Source organism: Bacillus sp. FSL R5-0585, assembly GCF_038004545.1.
Taxonomy (GTDB): domain Bacteria; phylum Bacillota; class Bacilli; order Bacillales; family Bacillaceae_G; genus Bacillus_A; species Bacillus_A cereus.
Genome location: NZ_JBBORJ010000004.1, coordinates 25895 through 44275 on the forward strand (window position 1 = coordinate 25895; position 18381 = coordinate 44275).

Genomic DNA, 18381 nt, shown 5'->3' on the forward strand with positions numbered 1-18381 from the left:
TGGAAGGATGATCGGATGAGTTTTTTAAATAACAGTATTATTTATCATATTGCAATTATTTTATATGCTTGTAGCATTAGTTTATATTTTATAGATTATTTCCAAAGTAACCGAAAGGCGAACCGATTTGCTTTTTGGTTACTTGCGATTGTATGGGTCCTGCAGTCTATTTTTATGTTGCTTAGAGCTACAGATTCAGAAACGAATCCTATTTTAACTTTATTATCAGGGATTTATTTTTATGTTTGGTTATTGATTACGATGTCGTTAGTCATTAATCGATTTATGAGGATTGACTTTTTAGTCTTTTTTACAAATGTTGTTGCATTTGGCGTAAGCGCTTTTTCTATTTTTACACCGCTCGGAAAGATGTCGCCAGTACTTGCGGAACAATTAGTTTCAGAACTTGTATACGTGCATGTCGGTATGGCAATTATTTCTTACGCAACGTTTACTGTATCGTTCATTTTTTCTATTATGTACTTATTACAATATCGCCTATTAAAAAAGAAAAAATGGAATGCGAGATTAAGAAGGTTAGGGAATTTACCGAAGCTAGAATCGATGTCTTACGGATTAAATTTATTTTCTGTTCCATTTTTCTTACTAGCAATTTTATTAGGATGTATATGGGGATATACAAAATTGGATAATTTCCATTGGTATGATACGAAAGTAATCGGATCTTTTGTCGTTCTATTTGTGTATTGCACAGGTTTATATTTACGAGCGGCAGATGTGTTGCAAGGTAAGAAAATTGTACAGTGGAATATCGGATCGTTTCTCGTAATGCTAGTAAACATTTTTCTATTAAGCAGTTTATCCAATTTCCACTTTTGGTATTTATAATGAGGAGAGAGAATTATGCGCAAAATTATTGTAGGATCACGAAAGAGTAAACTAGCATTAACGCAAACAAACTGGTTTATTGATCAGTTAAAAGCCCTAGGTCTACCATATGAATTTGAAGTGAAAGAAATTGTCACAAAAGGTGATGTTATTTTAGATGTTACTCTTTCAAAAGTAGGCGGCAAAGGCTTGTTTGTAAAAGAGATTGAACATGCGCTACTTACGAAAGAAATCGATATGGCTGTACATAGTATGAAAGATATGCCAGCCGTACTTCCAGAAGGTTTAATGATTGGCTGTACACCAAAGCGTGTTGACCCTCGTGATGCTTTTATCTCAAAAAATGGAGCATCGTTTAAAGAGTTAGCGGAAGGTGCTATTTTAGGTACGAGTAGTTTAAGACGTAGTGCACAGCTACTCGCTGCGAGACCAGATTTACAAGTTAAGTGGATTCGCGGGAATATCGATACACGTTTACGTAAATTAAAAGAAGAAGATTACGATGCGATTATTTTAGCGACAGCTGGATTACAAAGAATGGGCTGGGATGATGAAGTTATTACAGAACATTTAGATGAAACGTTATGTGTACCTGCTGTAGGACAAGGTGCATTAGCGATTGAGTGTCGTGAGGATGATAAGGATTTATTGCAATTGTTAGCGCATATTAATGATACGATAACAGAAAGAACAGTGGCAGCGGAGCGAGTATTTCTTCATAAACTTGAAGGTGGATGCCAAGTTCCAATTGCTGGATATGCAACCCTTACAGAAAACGATGCAATCGAATTAACAGCTCTTGTCGGCTCTATGGATGGCTCTGTTTTATTAAAAGAGACAGTAGTGGGTACTAATCCTGAGGAAGTAGGATTAGAGGCCGCGGACCGTTTAATTAAGCAAGGCGCCCAAGAACTCATTCTTGCTGCAAATAAGGAGCAACAATAAATATGAACGCTCTCGCTGGAAAAACGGTATTGATTACACGTGCCCAGCATCAAGCGAAACAAATGAGTGTAGCAGTGAAAGAAAAGAGCGGAATTCCATTGGAAATTCCGCTTTTGCGTATGGAAGGTATGTCTCATAGGCAAATTCAACATACTGAAGAGCAGCTACATTCATACGACTGGGTTATTTTTACGAGCAGAAATGGTGTAGCTTTTTTTCTAGATAGTTTAAAAAAGAAACTACCACTAACCATTAAAATCGCTGCGGTAGGTGTGAAAACAAAATTAGAGTTAGAAAAAAGGGGCTATCAAGTTCATTTTGTTCCGACTTCATTTGTTGCAGAAGCATTTGCAGAAGAGTTTCTAAAAGAATTAAGTGGAAATGAACGTATTTTATTTCCGAAAGGGAATTTAGCAAGAGAGGTAATTCCGGTTGCACTTCGGGAAATTGGTGTTTCTCTAGATGAGCTAACCGTATACGGTACGAAAGTGAATATAGAAAAAAAGCAAGAGCTTATAGCGGCATTGAAGTTAGGGAAAGTAGACATTATTACATTTACGAGCCCTTCAACTGTTACTAGTTTTGTTCGTTTACTTGAGGGTACAAACTGGAGAGAATGGACAAAAAAATGTACAATTGCTTGTATAGGACCTATTACGGAAAAAGAGGCAAGTCTTTATTTTCCGTCTGTTATTGTGCCGAGAGAGTACACTGTAGAAGCATTACTACAATATGTTTGTGAATCTATAAAATGAAAGAATGGGGATAGAAATCTATGAACTCTTTACAATTTAATCGTCATCGTCGTTTAAGACAAAGCGGGGGCATGCGTGCACTTGTGCGTGAAACGTTTTTACATACGGAAGATTTTATTTACCCTATTTTTGTATTAGAAGGTGAAAATGTTCGTAATGAAGTTCCTTCTATGCCGGGCGTATATCAAATGTCTTTAGATTTATTGCAAGCTGAAATGCAAGAAGTTGTTGATTTAGGTATTCGTTCTGTTATTGTATTTGGTTTACCTGCTGAAAAGGATGAAGTTGGATCATCAGCATATTGTGATCATGGAATTGTACAACGTGCTATTCAGCAAATTAAAGGTGATTTCCCTGAGCTAGTAGTAGTTGCAGACACATGTTTATGTCAATTTACAAGCCATGGCCATTGCGGTGTAATTGAAGATGGGATTATTTTAAATGACGAGTCTCTTGCAGTTCTTGCGAAAACAGCTGTAAGTCAAGCGAAAGCAGGAGCGGACATTATTGCGCCATCAAACATGATGGACGGCTTTGTAACAGCAATTCGCCATGCATTAGACGAAAATGGTTTTGGACACGTGCCAGTTATGTCGTACGCTGTGAAATATTCATCAGCATTTTATGGACCATTCCGTGATGCTGCGCACGGTGCACCGCAATTTGGTGACCGTAAAACATATCAAATGGATCCGGCAAACCGTATGGAAGCATTCCGTGAAGCAGAATCAGATGTAATGGAAGGTGCAGATTTCTTAATCGTAAAACCAGCTCTTTCTTACTTAGATATCGTTCGTGATGTGAAAAATAACTTTAATTTACCAGTTGTCGCTTATAATGTAAGTGGTGAATATTCGATGATTAAAGCGGCAGCGCAAAATGGTTGGATTAATGAAAAAGAAGTTGTTCTTGAAAAATTAATTAGTATGAAACGTGCAGGAGCAGATTTAATTATTACGTATCATGCAAAAGATGCAGCAAGATGGTTACAAGAAGGAGGCGCTAAATAATGAAAAAGTTTGATAAGTCAATTGTAGCGTTTGAAGAGGCGCAAGACTTAATGCCTGGTGGCGTAAATAGCCCGGTTCGTGCCTTTAAGTCTGTTGGGATGAATCCGTTGTTTATGGAGCGTGGAAAAGGCTCTAAAGTATATGATATCGATGGAAATGAATACATCGACTACGTATTATCATGGGGTCCTTTAATTCATGGTCATGCAAATGATCGTGTTGTAGAAGCGTTAAAATCTGTTGCTGAAAGAGGTACAAGCTTCGGTGCACCAACAGAAATTGAAAATAAATTAGCAAAACTTGTTATTGAGCGCGTGCCATCAATTGAGATTGTGCGTATGGTTAACTCTGGAACGGAAGCAACAATGAGTGCACTACGTTTAGCTCGTGGTTATACAGGTCGTAATAAAATCTTGAAATTTATTGGTTGTTACCACGGTCATGGTGATTCGTTATTAATTAAAGCTGGTTCTGGTGTGGCGACTTTAGGTTTACCAGATAGTCCTGGTGTACCAGAAGGTGTAGCGAAAAATACGATTACAGTAGCTTATAACGATTTAGAAAGCGTAAAATACGCGTTTGAACAATTCGGTGATGATATTGCTTGTGTAATTGTAGAACCAGTAGCAGGAAATATGGGGGTTGTTCCTCCGCAGCCTGGATTTTTAGAAGGTCTTCGTGAAGTAACAGAACAAAACGGTGCATTGCTTATTTTTGATGAAGTAATGACAGGGTTCCGAGTCGCTTATAATTGTGGCCAAGGTTATTATGGCGTAACGCCTGATTTAACATGCTTAGGTAAAGTAATCGGTGGTGGTTTACCAGTAGGAGCATACGGTGGTAAAGCGGAAATTATGCGCCAAGTTGCGCCAAGCGGACCGATTTACCAAGCTGGTACTTTATCAGGTAACCCACTTGCAATGGCGGCAGGTTATGAAACGTTAGTACAGTTAACGCCAGAATCATATGTAGAATTTGAGCGTAAAGCTGAAATGTTAGAAGCTGGATTACGTAAAGCAGCTGAAAAACATGGCATTCCTCACCATATTAATCGTGCAGGCTCTATGATTGGTATTTTCTTTACAGATGAACCCGTTATTAATTACGATGCAGCAAAATCTTCAAACTTAGAATTCTTTGCGGCTTACTATCGTGAAATGGTAGAACAAGGTGTATTCTTACCGCCATCTCAATTCGAAGGTTTATTCTTATCGACAGCACATAGTGATGCAGATATTGAAGCGACGATTGCAGCAGCTGAAATTGCAATGTCAAAATTAAAAGCGTAATGTATTAGAGAAAATCGCTCTCCATAAGGGGAGCGATTTTTTTTATTCATAAAGTAAGCTTTCCGCACATAAATCTGTAATGACATATAGTTTGGGAGGGGGAAAAGAAGTGGCTGCAGATCATTCATTACGATTTTCATTAAAAGAATCTGTGTGGTTCCAAAAAGGACAGGAAGTCGAAGAACTTTTGTCAATTTCGTTAGATCCAGACGTTGAGATAGAAGAGCTTGATCATGAAGTAATCGTGAGAGGACAATTAGATTTAACGGGAGAGTATGTTGCACGAAAAGATGATTCGGCGTATTCATTAAGAGAACTATCGCCAGCAAAGTCAATTGATTATGTAGAAACAAGAGAAGATGGGGTTAATGAACTTGTACATTCCTTTCCACTTGAAATATCAATTCCGAGAAATCGAGTGAAAGTAATTGAAGAGCTATATGTATCAATCGAGGAATTTGATTATGAATTAAAGGAAAATGGTTGCTTACAATTATTAGCGGATATATCTATTACCGGTTTGTGTGATGAAGAGAGAAGCGAGGATGAAGTTGAAGAGGAAGAAACGGTGTATGCTGAGTTAGAAGAAGATTCAGCGCAAGAGGATGAAAATAGACCGGCGCCGCATGTAGAAGAACCAGCATATAAGGAATCAGATGAGTGGGAAGATTACGCATTTGAACCGTTCCAATTAGAGGAAAGAAAAGAGCAGGAATTAGAAGAAGAGAAAATAGAAGAACATGAATTTGTGGAACGTGAAGAGGAGCAAGAAACAACGCCACAATTTGAACTGTTCGGACGAAAAGATTTCAAGAAAGAAAAAGCGAAAAAGCAGGAAGAACAAGAAGAAGAGTACTCACAGCGAGATGAAAATGCGCTTTATTTAACAAAACTATTTACGAAAGAACCGGAAGAAGAATTTACAAAGTTAAGAATGTATTTCGTGCAAGAAGGGGATACAATTGAATCTATTGCAGACCGTTATGAAACGTCTGTACAAAATTTACACCGTGTCAATCAAACAGAAGATATATTTTTAAATACGGGGCAAATTATTTATATTCCCGTTTCAAGGGTAAAGACGAAATAAGGAAGTGAGTGTTTTCACTCACTTCCTTTCTTAGAGGCTATGTTTTGAATAGAAAGGGTTATTCGTATGGATATTGAGTTGCGAAATCACTATGAACCTATTGTGAGGCAATATAGATTGGATACGCAGCATATGGAAGAGCACGGAAATGTAATGAAAATTTATACGAATCAAGGTCCATATGCACTCAAGAAAATAGAAGGCAGAAAGTTAGAGCGGAATAACTTTCTGCATCATATTCAATATTTGAAGGAGAAAGGTTTTTCAAATTATGTACCTATATATCATGCGACGGATGGAAGTTATATTTTAAGTGACGGGACGTATAATTATTATTTAATGCCTTGGTTAGAACGTGCAGAAGGAAACGGTGAGGACAATGATCAATACCATAAAATGTTTCAGACACTTGGAACGTTGCACCAAAAAACTGTGAAGGAAGAAACGTATACGGAAGAAGATTTAGAAAAACATTATACAAGTATATCCGATCGTTGGGAAAATGATGGTGAGATGTTAGAAGAGTTTCTCGTAGAATCTGAATCAAAATGGTATATGTCCCCGTTTGAATTGCAATATTGTACGTACTATCATCATGTAATGAGAGCGCGTGAATTTGCAACGAAGCAATTAAATGAGTGGAACGATGCGATGAAAGAAAAAGAGAAAACGCGTATTACTTTTGTGCATGGTAATGTGTCACTTAATCATTTTTTATTTGACTATGAGCGGAATGGCTATTTTATTAGTTTAGAAAAATCGAAGTTTGCAACGCCTGTGCAAGATATAGTAGGTTTTTATTCACGGTCTTTAAACACATATCCAATCGCAAGAAGTGATCGGTTTGAATGGTTTCAAATGTATCAAAAAAATTTCCCTTTTACGAAAGAAGAGCAACTACTTATGTTTGCGTATATGACGTATCCATCGCAATTTATTCGGCAAATCCAGTCCTATAAGAAAAGAAGAGATAATCGCAACGAGGAAAATGAACTGCGCGGAGTAAAGAGTTTGCAACAATCGCATTGGCTCGTTAGCAATATAGAATATTTCCTGTCACAATTACAAGCTGCCCAGCAAGGGAACGGGTAAAGTAAAACTTTAATCAGCGGGTGGTGCCAACCTAACTTCTTTGCTTCAGCTGAATTTTGAGGTGGGGTCTTATTGCCCGCAAATAGCGGGATAAAGAAGATAAGTAGAGAATGCTACTTATCTTCTTTATATTCACCCGAAAAGTCATAGTTTTAAATTTATCTTGACGAATAAGGTTTCGTTTTTTACACTATTGTATATAATAATTAACAATCATATAAATGCCTTGAAGGGGAAGAGTATAACATGAAACGTCTTCAGAGAGGAGAATCAGTAGCTGGGAGATTCTCTAGATAGTTATGTTAGAAGGTAGCCCTGGAGCATCTTTTCTGAACAGAATAGTTCTCATTAGGAAAAGACGGATTTGTCCGTTATCAAATTAAGAGTATAAGCAAATTATGAATTTGTTTGTAAATAAAGGTGGTACCGCGATGTCCCTCGTCCTTTTTGGATGAGGGACATTTTTTATTTTAAGGAGGGAAAATAATGTCAAACACGGAAAAGAATTTACCAACTAAATATGATCATATGTCCGTTGAAGAAGGCCTTTATCAATGGTGGCTTGAAGGCAAATATTTTGAAGCAACAGGAGACGAGAAGAAACAACCGTATACAATTGTAATTCCACCTCCGAACGTAACTGGTAAGTTACACTTAGGTCATGCTTGGGATACAACTCTTCAAGATATTTTAACTCGTACGAAGCGTATGCAAGGATACGATGTACTATGGCTTCCAGGAATGGACCATGCTGGTATCGCAACACAAGCGAAAGTAGAAGGAAAACTTCGTGAAGAAGGTATTTCACGTTACGATCTTGGCCGTGAAAAATTCCTTGAAAAAGCTTGGGAGTGGAAAGAAGAGTACGCTTCTCACATTCGTCAACAATGGGGGAAAGTTGGTTTAGGACTAGACTATTCTCGTGAACGCTTCACATTAGACAAAGGTTTATCAGATGCGGTTAATAAAGTATTCGTTCAATTATACGAAAAAGGCTTAATTTACCGTGGTGAATATATCATCAACTGGGATCCAGCAACACGTACAGCTCTTTCTGATATTGAAGTAATTCATAAAGAAGTTCAAGGTGCATTCTACCATATGAACTATCCGTTAACAGATGGTTCTGGTCACATTCGTCTTGCGACAACTCGTCCAGAAACGATGCTTGGTGATACAGCAGTAGCAGTTCATCCAGAAGACGATCGTTACAAGCATTTAATCGGAAAAACAGTTACACTTCCAATCGTAGGCCGTGAGATTCCGATTATTGCTGATGAGTACGTAGAAAAAGATTTCGGAACGGGCGTTGTAAAAATTACACCAGCTCATGACCCGAATGACTTTGAAGTAGGTAACCGTCATGACTTACCACGCATTTTAGTAATGAACGAAGATGGAACAATGAACGAAAAAGCTGGTAAGTATAACGGTATGGATCGTTTCGAATGCCGTAAAGAATTAGTGAAAGACTTACAAGAAGCTGGCGTATTAGTAGAAATCGAGCCACATATGCATTCAGTAGGTCATAGTGAGCGTAGCGGTGCAGTTGTTGAGCCTTATTTATCAACACAGTGGTTCGTAAAAATGGCTCCACTTGCTGAAAAAGCAGTAGCGCTTCAACAAAAAGAAGAAGAAAAAGTAACGTTCGTACCAGAGCGTTTTGAAAACACATATTTACGTTGGATGGAAAATATTCATGACTGGTGTATTTCTCGTCAATTATGGTGGGGACACCGTATTCCAGCTTGGTACCATAAAGAAACTGGTGAAGTATACGTAGGTACAGAAGCACCAGCAGATATTGAAAACTGGAATCAAGATAACGATGTACTTGATACATGGTTCAGTTCAGCATTATGGCCATTCTCCACACTTGGTTGGCCAAATGAAGATTCAGCAGACTTCAAACGTTACTATTCAACAGATGCACTAGTAACGGGTTATGATATCATCTTCTTCTGGGTATCTCGTATGATTTTCCAAGGTTTAGAGTTTACAGGCGAGCGTCCATTTAAAGATGTATTAATTCACGGTTTAGTTCGTGACGAGCAAGGTCGTAAAATGAGTAAATCTCTTGGTAACGGTATTGACCCAATGGATGTTATCGAGAAGTACGGTGCAGATGCAATGCGTTTCTTCTTATCAACAGGAAGTGCACCAGGTCAAGATTTACGTTTCAGCATGGAAAAAGTAGAATCTACTTGGAACTTCATTAATAAAATTTGGAACGCATCACGTTTCGTATTAATGAACATGGATGATATGAAGTATGAAGAAATCGATTTAACTGGTGAAAAATCAGTTGCGGATAAGTGGATCTTAACTCGCTTAAACGAAACAATCGAAAGCGTAACACGTAACATGGATAAATATGAGTTCGGTGAAGCTGGTCGTTCATTATACAACTTCATTTGGGACGATTTCTGTGATTGGTATATTGAAATGGCGAAACTTCCACTATACGGTGAAGATGAAGCAGCTAAGAAAACGACTCGTTCTATTTTAGCTTACGTATTAGATCAAACAATGCGTCTATTACACCCATTCATGCCATTCGTAACAGAGAAAATTTGGCAACATTTACCGCATGAAGGCGAATCTATTACAGTAGCTGCGTGGCCAACAGTTCGCGAAGATTTACAAGATACGGAAGCTGCGGCAGAAATGCACCTTCTAGTTGATATCATTCGCTCTGTTCGTAACATTCGTGCAGAAGTAAATACGCCAATGAGCAAAAAAGTTCAAATGCAAATTAAAGCAAAAGATGAGGCTGTACTTGCTCAACTTACGAAAAATAGCTCTTACATTGAGCGTTTCTGTAACCCAAGCGAATTAACAATTCAAACGGACTTACAAGCGCCAGAAAAAGCAATGACTGCAATCGTATCAGGTGCAGAGTTATTCTTACCGTTAGCTGATCTTATCAATCTTGATGAAGAGAGAGCTCGTCTTGAGAAAGAACTTGAGAAGTTCGATAAAGAAGTAGAACGTGTACAGAAGAAACTTTCTAACCAAGGTTTTGTAGCGAAAGCTCCTGCAGCGGTTATTGAAGGAGAGCGTGCGAAAGAGCAAGATTACCTAGAAAAACGCGAAGCAGTTCGTCAACGTCTAGCAGATCTTGAAAAGTAAAAATATTTTTAGAGACTCACTATATTGGTGAGTCTCTTTTCTTTGCGTATAATAGAACTATGAAAGTTGTCTTTTGAAAGGGGAAAAGCATACGTGATACATACATACGAAGAAGCGATAGGGTGGATTCATAGCCGATTGAAATTTGGTATTAAACCAGGATTAGAAAGAATGAATTGGATGCTAGAAGAGCTCGGAAATCCAGAGCGTCATATAAAATGTATTCATCTTGCTGGTACAAATGGAAAAGGTTCAACGTTAACATATATGCGTTACATGTTAGAAGGCGCGAAATATAAGGTAGGAACGTTTACCTCTCCTTACATCGAAACATTTAATGAACGCATTAGTGTGAATGGAACACCAATTGCAGATGAAGAGATTACTGAACTCGTAAAGATGGTAAAACCAGTCGTGGAAAAACTAGATGAAACGGATTTAGGGGAAGCGACTGAGTTTGAAATTATTACTGTTATGGCAATTTGCTATTTCGGTAAAGTCAATTTCTGTGATGTTGTTTTATTTGAAACAGGGCTCGGTGGACGTTTTGATTCTACCAATGTTATACACCCTGTTCTCACGATTATTACGAATATCGGTCACGATCATATGCATATTTTAGGGAATACACTAGGAGAAATTGCATATGAAAAGGCGGGGATTATTAAGTCTGGTGTGCCGGTAATTACTGGTGTAAAAGATGAAGAAGCTTTGCAAGTCATTCAAAATGTTGCAAAGGAAAACCATGCAAACTTATACGAACTTGGCAAGCATTTTACAGTGTTACATAAACAGTCTAACGAAGATGGGGAACAGTTTGATTTTACTTGTCCTTTTACCGCATTTGAAGATTTGCAAATCTCAATGAAAGGTATTCATCAAGTAGGAAATGCAGCACTTGCGCTTATGGCAGTCATGTATGTAAAAACATACTTATCATTTTTAATTGAGGAAGAAGAAATAAGAACTGGATTACAGGAAGCGTATTGGGTGGGGCGCTTTGAAAAACTGCAAAGTAATCCAGATATTATTATAGATGGTGCTCATAATCCAGAAGGTATCGAAAGCCTTGTGAAAACAGTAGAAGCGCATTACAAAGATAAAAATGTAATAGTGTTATTTACTGCCCTTGGTGATAAACAATTACATAACATGGTAGGCCAATTAGAAACCATTGCAGATGAAATTATTTTTACAACATTCGCCTTTGATCGTGCTATTTCTGCTGATAAGCTTGCATCATATTCACAGAAAGAATCAAAATTAGTTTTTGAAAATTGGAAAGAGGCAATTGATACAAAAGTTGAAATGATAGCAGAAAATGATGTTTTTATCATAACAGGTTCTCTTTATTTCATTTCTGAAGTACGAAAATATATTCGCGAGAAAAACTAGATAGTCTTTGCTATCTAGTTTTTTTGTTCTACAAATGAAGTCAAATGCATACATATAAGATAAATATATAGGGTTATTTGGCGAATTCCTCTGACAAATATCTCGTTTTTTTATGAAATGAATATGATATGATGCGGACAACGATAAGAGGTGAGGTGTGAGTGTATGGACAAGCAATCACGAACGATCTCAGTGAAAGTGAATGGAACAGAAGCGAAGTATGAGGAAAAAAAGAAAGATGAATTTGAATGGATGGTAGTAGAAAGTGAACGACCGAAAAATGTTGTTCCGTTTCAAAAAGCGAAATCAATGTCTGTGGAAAAATACCGAAAGAAGTGGAGTAATACATTAATTGTAATCGTTACAACTGCAATCATTATCGGTACGGCGTTTGGAATGGGGATGCTTCATTTACTTACTGGACAAGGAACGACAGGAGGAAGTGAAGTGACAGCTTCAAGGCCGACTGGAAATGGAGAATCAAAGGTGGGTGGAACGGCAGAACAAACACCAGCACCGAAAGAAGAAAAACAAAAAGCACAAGCAGGAACGTCATTGGATCCAATGAAATTATTTTTTGTTCAAGGGGGGCTTTATTCTTCTGAAGAAAAGGGACAGGCAGCTCTTGAAGAATGGAAAGGCAATGGGGGCATTGGTGCTTTGAGACCGAGCGGTGATAAGTATGCAATAGTTGTTGGTATTGCTAGCGATGAACAGTCTATAAATCAATTAATGACTAAGTATAAAAATGATGGTGTCTCCGTTTTAAAAAAGAACTGGGATATAACAGATAAAGCATTGCTGAAAGATGATAAAGAAGTAGGAACATTTTTAACAAAAGTGCAGCCATTATACACTCATTTAGCAAAATATGCTTCTAGCGTACAAGTTGGTGGAAAAAGCAGCGCAAAAGATATAGAAGCAATTGAAAAAGAATGGAAAAAGGTTGAAAAAGAAGGGAAAAGTATGAAACAAGAAGAAGCAAAGAAACTGTATATGTATACGTCGGTAGCTGTACAAACAGTAAAAGATGGGAAGATGGATAAGGAATCTTTGGCGAAATTAAATCAAGTTATTATTGATGGTTTACTCTCGTATGAAAAAATTGTTTCGTAGAAAGTGAAATGATAGGATAATAAAATGAGTAAGAAAGAAGTACATGTACTTCTTTCTTTTCTTTTGAATTTAGAGCAAAGTGCTTTCTCTATGACAGGAATATAATCGTATGCAATAAAGAAGTGTTATTTTAGTTAGAGAAATTAATATTTCTTTCATTTGTGGGCAAACTATTCCTTTGATACGATTAATATAAATTGTTCTGCTTCATGTGAGAAAGGAAGGAGAAAATATGAGAAAAATAATTTTAGCTTCAGGGTCACCTCGGAGGAAGGAATTGCTTGAGTTAGCTAGTGTGCCATTTGAAATCGTTGTAAGTGAAGTAGAGGAAACAATTGGTGCATATTCATCGCCTTCTGATATTGTAATGTCGCTTGCCTTGCAAAAAGCATCAGCGGTGGCAGAAAATAATAGTGATCACATTGTGTTAGGTGCAGATACAATTGTTACATATGAGTCGCGTATTCTTGGTAAGCCTTCTAATGAGGATGAGGCGAAAGAGATGTTACAATTACTATCAGGGAAAACACATGAAGTGTATACAGGTGTTGCGATTATAGCAAAAGAAAAAACGGTTACTTTTTATGAGCGTACAGAAGTTACATTTTGGGAGTTAACAGAAGAGGAAATTGATACATACGTCGCATCGAAAGAACCTCTTGATAAAGCTGGTAGTTATGGGATTCAAGGTAAAGGATCTATTTTCGTTCAAAATATTCAAGGGGACTACTATAGTGTAGTTGGCTTACCAATTGCACGTCTCGTTCGGGAATTAAAACAATTTGATATTGATGTAACCCATGCGTAAAATTGCATGGGGTTTTCTTTGAGAGAACAAATAAAGGGGTGGAGAGATGAACGGTATTCGTGATGTTGTAAGAGAAGAACAGCCACGGGAGCGTTTATTGTTAGAAGGTGCTGGAAGTTTATCAAATCGAGAGCTTCTCGCAGTGTTACTCAGAACAGGTTCTAAAGAAGAAACAGTTTTAAAGTTGTCAGATAAAATTTTACACCAATTTGATGGCTTACGTATGTTGAAAGATGCAACATTAGAAGAGCTAATTAGTATACATGGTATTGGGATTTCAAAGGCATCGCAACTTATGGCAGCCTTTGAACTAGGCAGAAGAATGGTACGTTTAGAATATCAAAATAGATATAGTATTCGAAGTCCAGAAGATTGTGCGAAATACATGATGGAAGAAATGCGTTTTTTACAACAAGAGCATTTTGTTTGTTTATATTTAAATACAAAAAATCAAGTTATACATAGGCAAACGATCTTTATTGGAAGTTTAAACACGTCAATTGTACACCCGAGGGAAGTTTTTAAAGAAGCCTTCCGTCGTGCAGCAGCCTCTATCATATGTCTTCATAACCATCCCTCAGGAGATCCCACGCCGAGCCGTGAAGATATTGCAGTAACAAAACGCTTAGTAGAATGCGGCCAGATTATCGGAATTGAAGTGCTTGATCATATTATAATAGGTGACCATAAATTCGTGAGTTTAAAGGAAAAAGGTCATATTTAAGACTATGCTTTTTACTTATTTTGTTTTATAATGTGATTTATGAGTTTTTTGTAGAAATTTATCTACAAAAAGGATAAAGATATAAAAAACGTACTGTTTTTATAATATAAAGTAAGAAAAAATGAGTCCGTGAAAACAAGAAAGGAAGATAAATAATATGTTTGGATTTGGTGGATTTACTCGCGATCTTGGAATAGACTTAGGAACTGCGAACACGCTTGTATATGTAAAAGGAAAAGGTGTAGTTTTACGTGAACCTTCAGTAGTTGCGTTACAAACTGATACGAAACAAATCGTTGCTGTAGGTAGCGATGCAAAACAAATGATTGGTCGTACACCAGGGAACGTTGTGGCACTTCGCCCGATGAAAGACGGTGTAATTGCTGATTATGAAACAACTGCAACAATGATGAAATATTACATTCAACAAGCTCAAAAATCAAACGGTTTCTTCTCACGTAAGCCGTATGTAATGGTATGTGTACCATCTGGTATTACAGCTGTAGAAAGACGTGCAGTAATCGATGCGACTCGTCAAGCGGGTGCTCGTGATGCTTATCCTATCGAAGAGCCATTTGCAGCAGCAATTGGTGCAAACTTACCTGTTTGGGAACCAACTGGTAGTATGGTTGTTGATATCGGTGGCGGTACAACAGAAGTTGCAATTATTTCTCTAGGTGGTATTGTAACAAGCCAGTCAGTCCGTGTTGCTGGTGATGATATGGACGATTCAATCATTCAGTACATTAAGAAAAGCTATAACTTAATGATCGGTGAAAGAACAGCTGAAGCATTAAAATTAGAAATTGGTTCTGCAGGCGAGCCAGAAGGTATCGAGCCTATGGAAATTCGCGGTCGTGATTTAGTAAGTGGTTTACCAAAAACAGTACTAATTCAGCCAGAAGAAATTGCAGATGCATTAAAAGATACAGTAGATGCGATTGTAGAATCGGTTAAAAATACGTTAGAAAAAACTCCACCTGAATTAGCGGCTGATATTATGGACCGCGGTATCGTATTAACAGGTGGCGGGGCATTACTACGTAATTTAGATAAAGTAATTAGTGAAGAAACGAAAATGCCAGTTCTTGTTGCAGAAGATCCATTAGATTGCGTAGCAATTGGAACAGGTAAAGCATTAGACAATATCGATCTTTTCAAAACTGCTGCTCGATAATATTGCAAAATAAAAATCAGTGAAATTAAGAGGGTGTGAACGTGCCACAGTTTTTCTTAAACAAAAGATTAATTGTTTTGTTGGTTAGTATTATTCTTCTCGTGGCATTGATTGGAATCTCATTGAAAGAACGGAACAGTTTAACATGGCCAGAGCAGTTTGTTAAAGATACTGTCGGTGTTGTAGAACGTGTATTCCAAAAGCCAGCGAAATACGTAGCTGGATTCTTCGAAAATGTAGAGGATGTAAAGCGCACGTATGAAGAGAATAAAGAATTAAAAGCAAAATTAGATAATTATGCAGGTCTATCAGGGAAAGTAAAACAATTAGAAGATGATAACAAGAAGTTACAAGAGCTAACTGGTAAAAAAGAGTTAAATAGCGGGTATACTGAAATTCCAGCTACTGTTGTTTCTCGTAATCCAGATAAATGGTACGATTTAATTGGAATTGATAAAGGGGCACAGCAAGGAATTAAAAAAGATATGGCTGTAGTAACTTCACAAGGGTTAGTTGGAAGAGTGAAAAGTGTATCTCAGTTTACATCATCAGTAGAATTACTAAGTTCTATGAGCCGAACAAATCGCGTTTCTGCTATTGTACAAGGGCAAGAGAAAATCTTTGGATTGATTGAAGGTTATGACAAAGAAAAGCAATTACTTCTTTTCACAAAGATTGGCTCTGATGCACCGGTAGAGAAAGATCAACTAGTTGTAACATCTGGACTGGGTGATATTTTCCCGAAAGGTCTTGTAATTGGAAAAATCGTTGAAGTTCAGCCGGATGCATATGGCTTAACAAAAACAGCTTATGTAAAACCTGCCGCTGATTTAAATGACGTAGAGCATATTACGGTTGCTAAACGTGCAACACCTTCAGCGCCATTAGAATAGGAGGAGAAGAAGAGATGATGAAGATATTAAAAAGAGCAGCTCTTCCTCTTTTGCTCCTTTTTGTGTTTCTATTTGAAAATATGTTTGCTACTGTTGTTCCAACGGATGTGTTTTGGAAAGACAGCATAGCAGCACCGCATTTCTTTATAATCGTCTTATGTTTTATTACAGTGTATTATAGTCCGGTCCAAGGGATTTATTACGGACTATTATTTGGCTTCTTATTTGATACCGTATACACAGAACTTGTCGGGATATATATTTTTGCTTATCCGATTTTAGCTTATTTAGTATATAGTGTGATGAAAGTACTACAATTGAATTTATTTATTGTTGTTTCTATCATATTAGCTAGCGTTGTAGCACTAGAGTATTATGTGTATGGATTCTTAACTTTATTAGGACGTACTCATATGCCAGCGTATGTCTTTTTCACAGATCGTCTCCTTTCTACTTTATTGTTAAATGCTATTTTCTTATTGATAGTTTGTTTCCCACTGAGACGATATATAGTGCGTCTTTCAAAAGCGATGGAAGAAAAAGAAAAAAGGATTTTCTAATTTTATGTCGAATTGAATCGGTGGGGTGAACTTTAGTGGAAGAAAAAAAGCAACAAAATGTAACGATAAAAGGGACAAAAGATGGGATAACGCTTCATTTAGATGATTGTTGTTCATTCTCAGAATTATTGATGGAATTAGACGAAAAACTTTCTACACATTACTACGATGGTGATGGGCGCTCATTAATTGAAGTGCATGTGAAAGTAGGAAATCGTTATTTAACAGAAGTCCAACAAGAAGAGATTCGTACGTTAATTCGTAATAAAAAGAATCTTGTTGTGGATTCAATTGAAAGTGATGTTATCACTAAAGCAGAAGCAATAGCTTGGAAAGAAGAAACAGAAATTGTCCCTATTTCCAAAATTGTTCGCTCTGGACAAGTTTTACATGTAAAAGGAAATTTGTTGTTAATTGGAGATGTTAATCCAGGCGGAACGGTTATCGCTGGGGGGAATATTTTTGTCGTAGGATCATTAAGAGGAATTGCACATGCTGGGTATTATGGGGATTCGGATGCTGTAATCGCTGCATCTGTTATGAACCCGATGCAACTTCGAATTAGTGATGTGGCAATGCGGGCTCCGGAAGAGAAAGAAGACGGAGCGGAGGCGGCAGAATGTGCGTATATTAATGAGAACAATCACATTGTTGTCGATCGCCTGCAACTTCTCACTCATCTTAGACCTAATTTAACAAAGTTAGAAAGGGGAATTGTATAGCTGTGGGAGAGGCAATAGTAATTACATCTGGAAAAGGCGGAGTAGGTAAAACTACTACATCTGCGAACATTGGTACGGCCCTAGCGTTATCTGGAAAGAAAGTGTGCTTAATTGACACAGATATCGGTCTTCGAAATTTGGACGTAGTAATGGGGCTGGAAAATCGTATTGTATTTGATCTTGTTGATGTCGTTGAAGGGCGTTGCCGTTTACCTCAGGCTCTTATTAAAGACAAACGTTTTGATGATCTTTATTTATTACCTGCAGCACAAACGAGTGATAAATCAGCGGTAACACCTGAACAAATGGATGAATTAATACAAGTATTACGTCAAGATTATGATTACATATTAATCGATTGTCCTGCGGGGATTGAGCAGGGATTTAAAAATGCGGTAGCTGGTGCGGATAAAGCAATCGTTGTTACGACTCCAGAAGTATCCTCAATGCGCGATGCGGATCGTATTATTGGGCTTTTAGAAAAAGAGGATATTGAACCACCAAAACTTGTTATTAACCGTGTACGTAGTCATATGCTTCATGAACAGGATATGTTAGATGTTGATGAAATTGTACGTACATTGTCAATCGAGCTTCTTGGTGTTGTCGAAGATGACGATGAAGTTATTCGAGCTACAAATACAGGTGAACCTGTGGCGTTGCAACCAAGCGGAAAAGCAGCGTTGGCTTATCGTAATATTGCAAGACGCTTGTTAGGTGAGAATGTACCATTACAAGCATTTGAACAAGAAAAGGTATCGGTATTTGCAAAGGTGAAAAACTTCTTTGGAATCCGTTAAGAGCACTTCGCACATATGCGAGGT

At 37.5% G+C, this 18381-nt stretch carries 17 protein-coding genes and 1 other annotated feature; all 17 genes read left to right on the forward strand.

What is annotated here, in order from left to right:
* The first annotated feature begins 15 nt into the window (after positions 1 to 15).
* The gene (locus MKY38_RS28830) at positions 16 to 849 is read left to right on the forward strand and encodes a cytochrome c biogenesis protein (RefSeq protein ID WP_000008991.1); all 834 of its coding nucleotides are present in this window, start codon (positions 16 to 18) and stop codon (positions 847 to 849) included.
* Between the two features lie 15 nt (positions 850 to 864).
* The gene (gene hemC / locus MKY38_RS28835) at positions 865 to 1794 is read left to right on the forward strand and encodes a hydroxymethylbilane synthase (protein WP_001226402.1); all 930 of its coding nucleotides are present in this window, start codon (positions 865 to 867) and stop codon (positions 1792 to 1794) included.
* Positions 1795 to 1796: 2 nt separating this feature from the next.
* The gene (gene hemD, locus MKY38_RS28840; protein WP_065222802.1) at positions 1797 to 2549 is read left to right on the forward strand and encodes a uroporphyrinogen-III synthase; all 753 of its coding nucleotides are present in this window, start codon (positions 1797 to 1799) and stop codon (positions 2547 to 2549) included.
* A 20-nt stretch (positions 2550 to 2569) separates the two neighbouring features.
* Positions 2570 to 3559 carry a porphobilinogen synthase gene (gene hemB / locus MKY38_RS28845; RefSeq protein WP_001087065.1) on the forward strand — a complete coding sequence of 330 codons (990 nt, stop codon included), beginning with the start codon at positions 2570 to 2572 and terminating at the stop codon, positions 3557 to 3559.
* Positions 3559 to 4848 carry a glutamate-1-semialdehyde 2,1-aminomutase gene (gene hemL / locus MKY38_RS28850; protein ID WP_065222803.1) on the forward strand — a complete coding sequence of 430 codons (1290 nt, stop codon included), beginning with the start codon at positions 3559 to 3561 and terminating at the stop codon, positions 4846 to 4848. Before hemB ends, hemL begins: the two co-directional genes overlap by 1 nt.
* Positions 4849 to 4927: 79 nt before the next feature.
* Positions 4928 to 5938, forward strand: a complete 1011-nt coding sequence (gene spoVID / locus MKY38_RS28855) for a stage VI sporulation protein D (protein WP_003285397.1) — start codon at positions 4928 to 4930, stop codon at positions 5936 to 5938.
* A gap of 66 nt (positions 5939 to 6004) precedes the next feature.
* Positions 6005 to 7030 carry a spore coat protein YsxE gene (gene ysxE, locus MKY38_RS28860; RefSeq protein ID WP_000350658.1) on the forward strand — a complete coding sequence of 342 codons (1026 nt, stop codon included), beginning with the start codon at positions 6005 to 6007 and terminating at the stop codon, positions 7028 to 7030.
* 217 nt (positions 7031 to 7247) lie between these two features.
* Positions 7248 to 7479: a binding site (T-box leader), on the forward strand.
* A 37-nt stretch (positions 7480 to 7516) separates the two neighbouring features.
* Positions 7517 to 10162 (forward strand): valine--tRNA ligase, encoded by a 2646-nt coding sequence (locus MKY38_RS28865; protein ID WP_000072250.1) that lies wholly within the window; start codon positions 7517 to 7519, stop codon positions 10160 to 10162.
* 93 nt (positions 10163 to 10255) lie between these two features.
* Positions 10256 to 11557, forward strand: coding sequence for a bifunctional folylpolyglutamate synthase/dihydrofolate synthase (locus MKY38_RS28870; protein WP_065222804.1), 1302 nt, complete (start codon positions 10256 to 10258; stop codon positions 11555 to 11557).
* A gap of 165 nt (positions 11558 to 11722) precedes the next feature.
* Positions 11723 to 12673, forward strand: coding sequence for a stage II sporulation protein B (locus MKY38_RS28875; protein ID WP_070180525.1), 951 nt, complete (start codon positions 11723 to 11725; stop codon positions 12671 to 12673).
* A 232-nt stretch (positions 12674 to 12905) separates the two neighbouring features.
* Positions 12906 to 13481 carry a Maf family protein gene (locus MKY38_RS28880; protein WP_001226291.1) on the forward strand — a complete coding sequence of 192 codons (576 nt, stop codon included), beginning with the start codon at positions 12906 to 12908 and terminating at the stop codon, positions 13479 to 13481.
* Positions 13482 to 13527: 46 nt separating this feature from the next.
* On the forward strand, positions 13528 to 14205 hold the full coding sequence (radC, locus tag MKY38_RS28885) for a RadC family protein (RefSeq protein WP_001013390.1): 678 nt from the start codon (positions 13528 to 13530) through the stop codon (positions 14203 to 14205).
* Positions 14206 to 14362: 157 nt separating this feature from the next.
* On the forward strand, positions 14363 to 15382 hold the full coding sequence (gene mreB, locus MKY38_RS28890) for a cell shape-determining protein MreB (protein ID WP_000466736.1): 1020 nt from the start codon (positions 14363 to 14365) through the stop codon (positions 15380 to 15382).
* Between the two features lie 41 nt (positions 15383 to 15423).
* The gene (gene mreC, locus MKY38_RS28895) at positions 15424 to 16275 is read left to right on the forward strand and encodes a rod shape-determining protein MreC (RefSeq protein ID WP_001135488.1); all 852 of its coding nucleotides are present in this window, start codon (positions 15424 to 15426) and stop codon (positions 16273 to 16275) included.
* 14 nt (positions 16276 to 16289) lie between these two features.
* Positions 16290 to 16835, forward strand: coding sequence for a rod shape-determining protein MreD (gene mreD, locus MKY38_RS28900; protein ID WP_000975766.1), 546 nt, complete (start codon positions 16290 to 16292; stop codon positions 16833 to 16835).
* A 35-nt stretch (positions 16836 to 16870) separates the two neighbouring features.
* Positions 16871 to 17557: a septum site-determining protein MinC gene (gene minC, locus MKY38_RS28905; protein ID WP_000391521.1), complete on the forward strand. Its 687-nt coding sequence runs from the start codon at positions 16871 to 16873 to the stop codon at positions 17555 to 17557.
* 2 nt (positions 17558 to 17559) lie between these two features.
* Positions 17560 to 18357, forward strand: a complete 798-nt coding sequence (minD, locus tag MKY38_RS28910) for a septum site-determining protein MinD (protein ID WP_000503309.1) — start codon at positions 17560 to 17562, stop codon at positions 18355 to 18357.
* Positions 18358 to 18381 lie beyond the last annotated feature (24 nt).

Excerpts from the sequence above, each read along its gene's own strand:
- MKY38_RS28830 (WP_000008991.1), top strand. The coding sequence starts at position 16 with ATGAGTTTTTTAAATAACAGTATTATTTATCATATTGCAATTATTTTA.
- mreB (WP_000466736.1), top strand. The coding sequence starts at position 14,363 with ATGTTTGGATTTGGTGGATTTACTCGCGATCTTGGAATAGACTTAGGA.
- MKY38_RS28875 (WP_070180525.1), top strand. The coding sequence starts at position 11,723 with ATGGACAAGCAATCACGAACGATCTCAGTGAAAGTGAATGGAACAGAA.
- radC (WP_001013390.1), top strand. The coding sequence starts at position 13,528 with ATGAACGGTATTCGTGATGTTGTAAGAGAAGAACAGCCACGGGAGCGT.
- MKY38_RS28865 (WP_000072250.1), top strand. The coding sequence starts at position 7,517 with ATGTCAAACACGGAAAAGAATTTACCAACTAAATATGATCATATGTCC.
- hemD (WP_065222802.1), top strand. The coding sequence starts at position 1,797 with ATGAACGCTCTCGCTGGAAAAACGGTATTGATTACACGTGCCCAGCAT.
- ysxE (WP_000350658.1), top strand. The coding sequence starts at position 6,005 with ATGGATATTGAGTTGCGAAATCACTATGAACCTATTGTGAGGCAATAT.
- mreD (WP_000975766.1), top strand. The coding sequence starts at position 16,290 with ATGATGAAGATATTAAAAAGAGCAGCTCTTCCTCTTTTGCTCCTTTTT.
- spoVID (WP_003285397.1), top strand. The coding sequence starts at position 4,928 with ATGACATATAGTTTGGGAGGGGGAAAAGAAGTGGCTGCAGATCATTCA.
- hemB (WP_001087065.1), top strand. The coding sequence starts at position 2,570 with ATGAACTCTTTACAATTTAATCGTCATCGTCGTTTAAGACAAAGCGGG.
- MKY38_RS28880 (WP_001226291.1), top strand. The coding sequence starts at position 12,906 with ATGAGAAAAATAATTTTAGCTTCAGGGTCACCTCGGAGGAAGGAATTG.
- hemL (WP_065222803.1), top strand. The coding sequence starts at position 3,559 with ATGAAAAAGTTTGATAAGTCAATTGTAGCGTTTGAAGAGGCGCAAGAC.
- hemC (WP_001226402.1), top strand. The coding sequence starts at position 865 with ATGCGCAAAATTATTGTAGGATCACGAAAGAGTAAACTAGCATTAACG.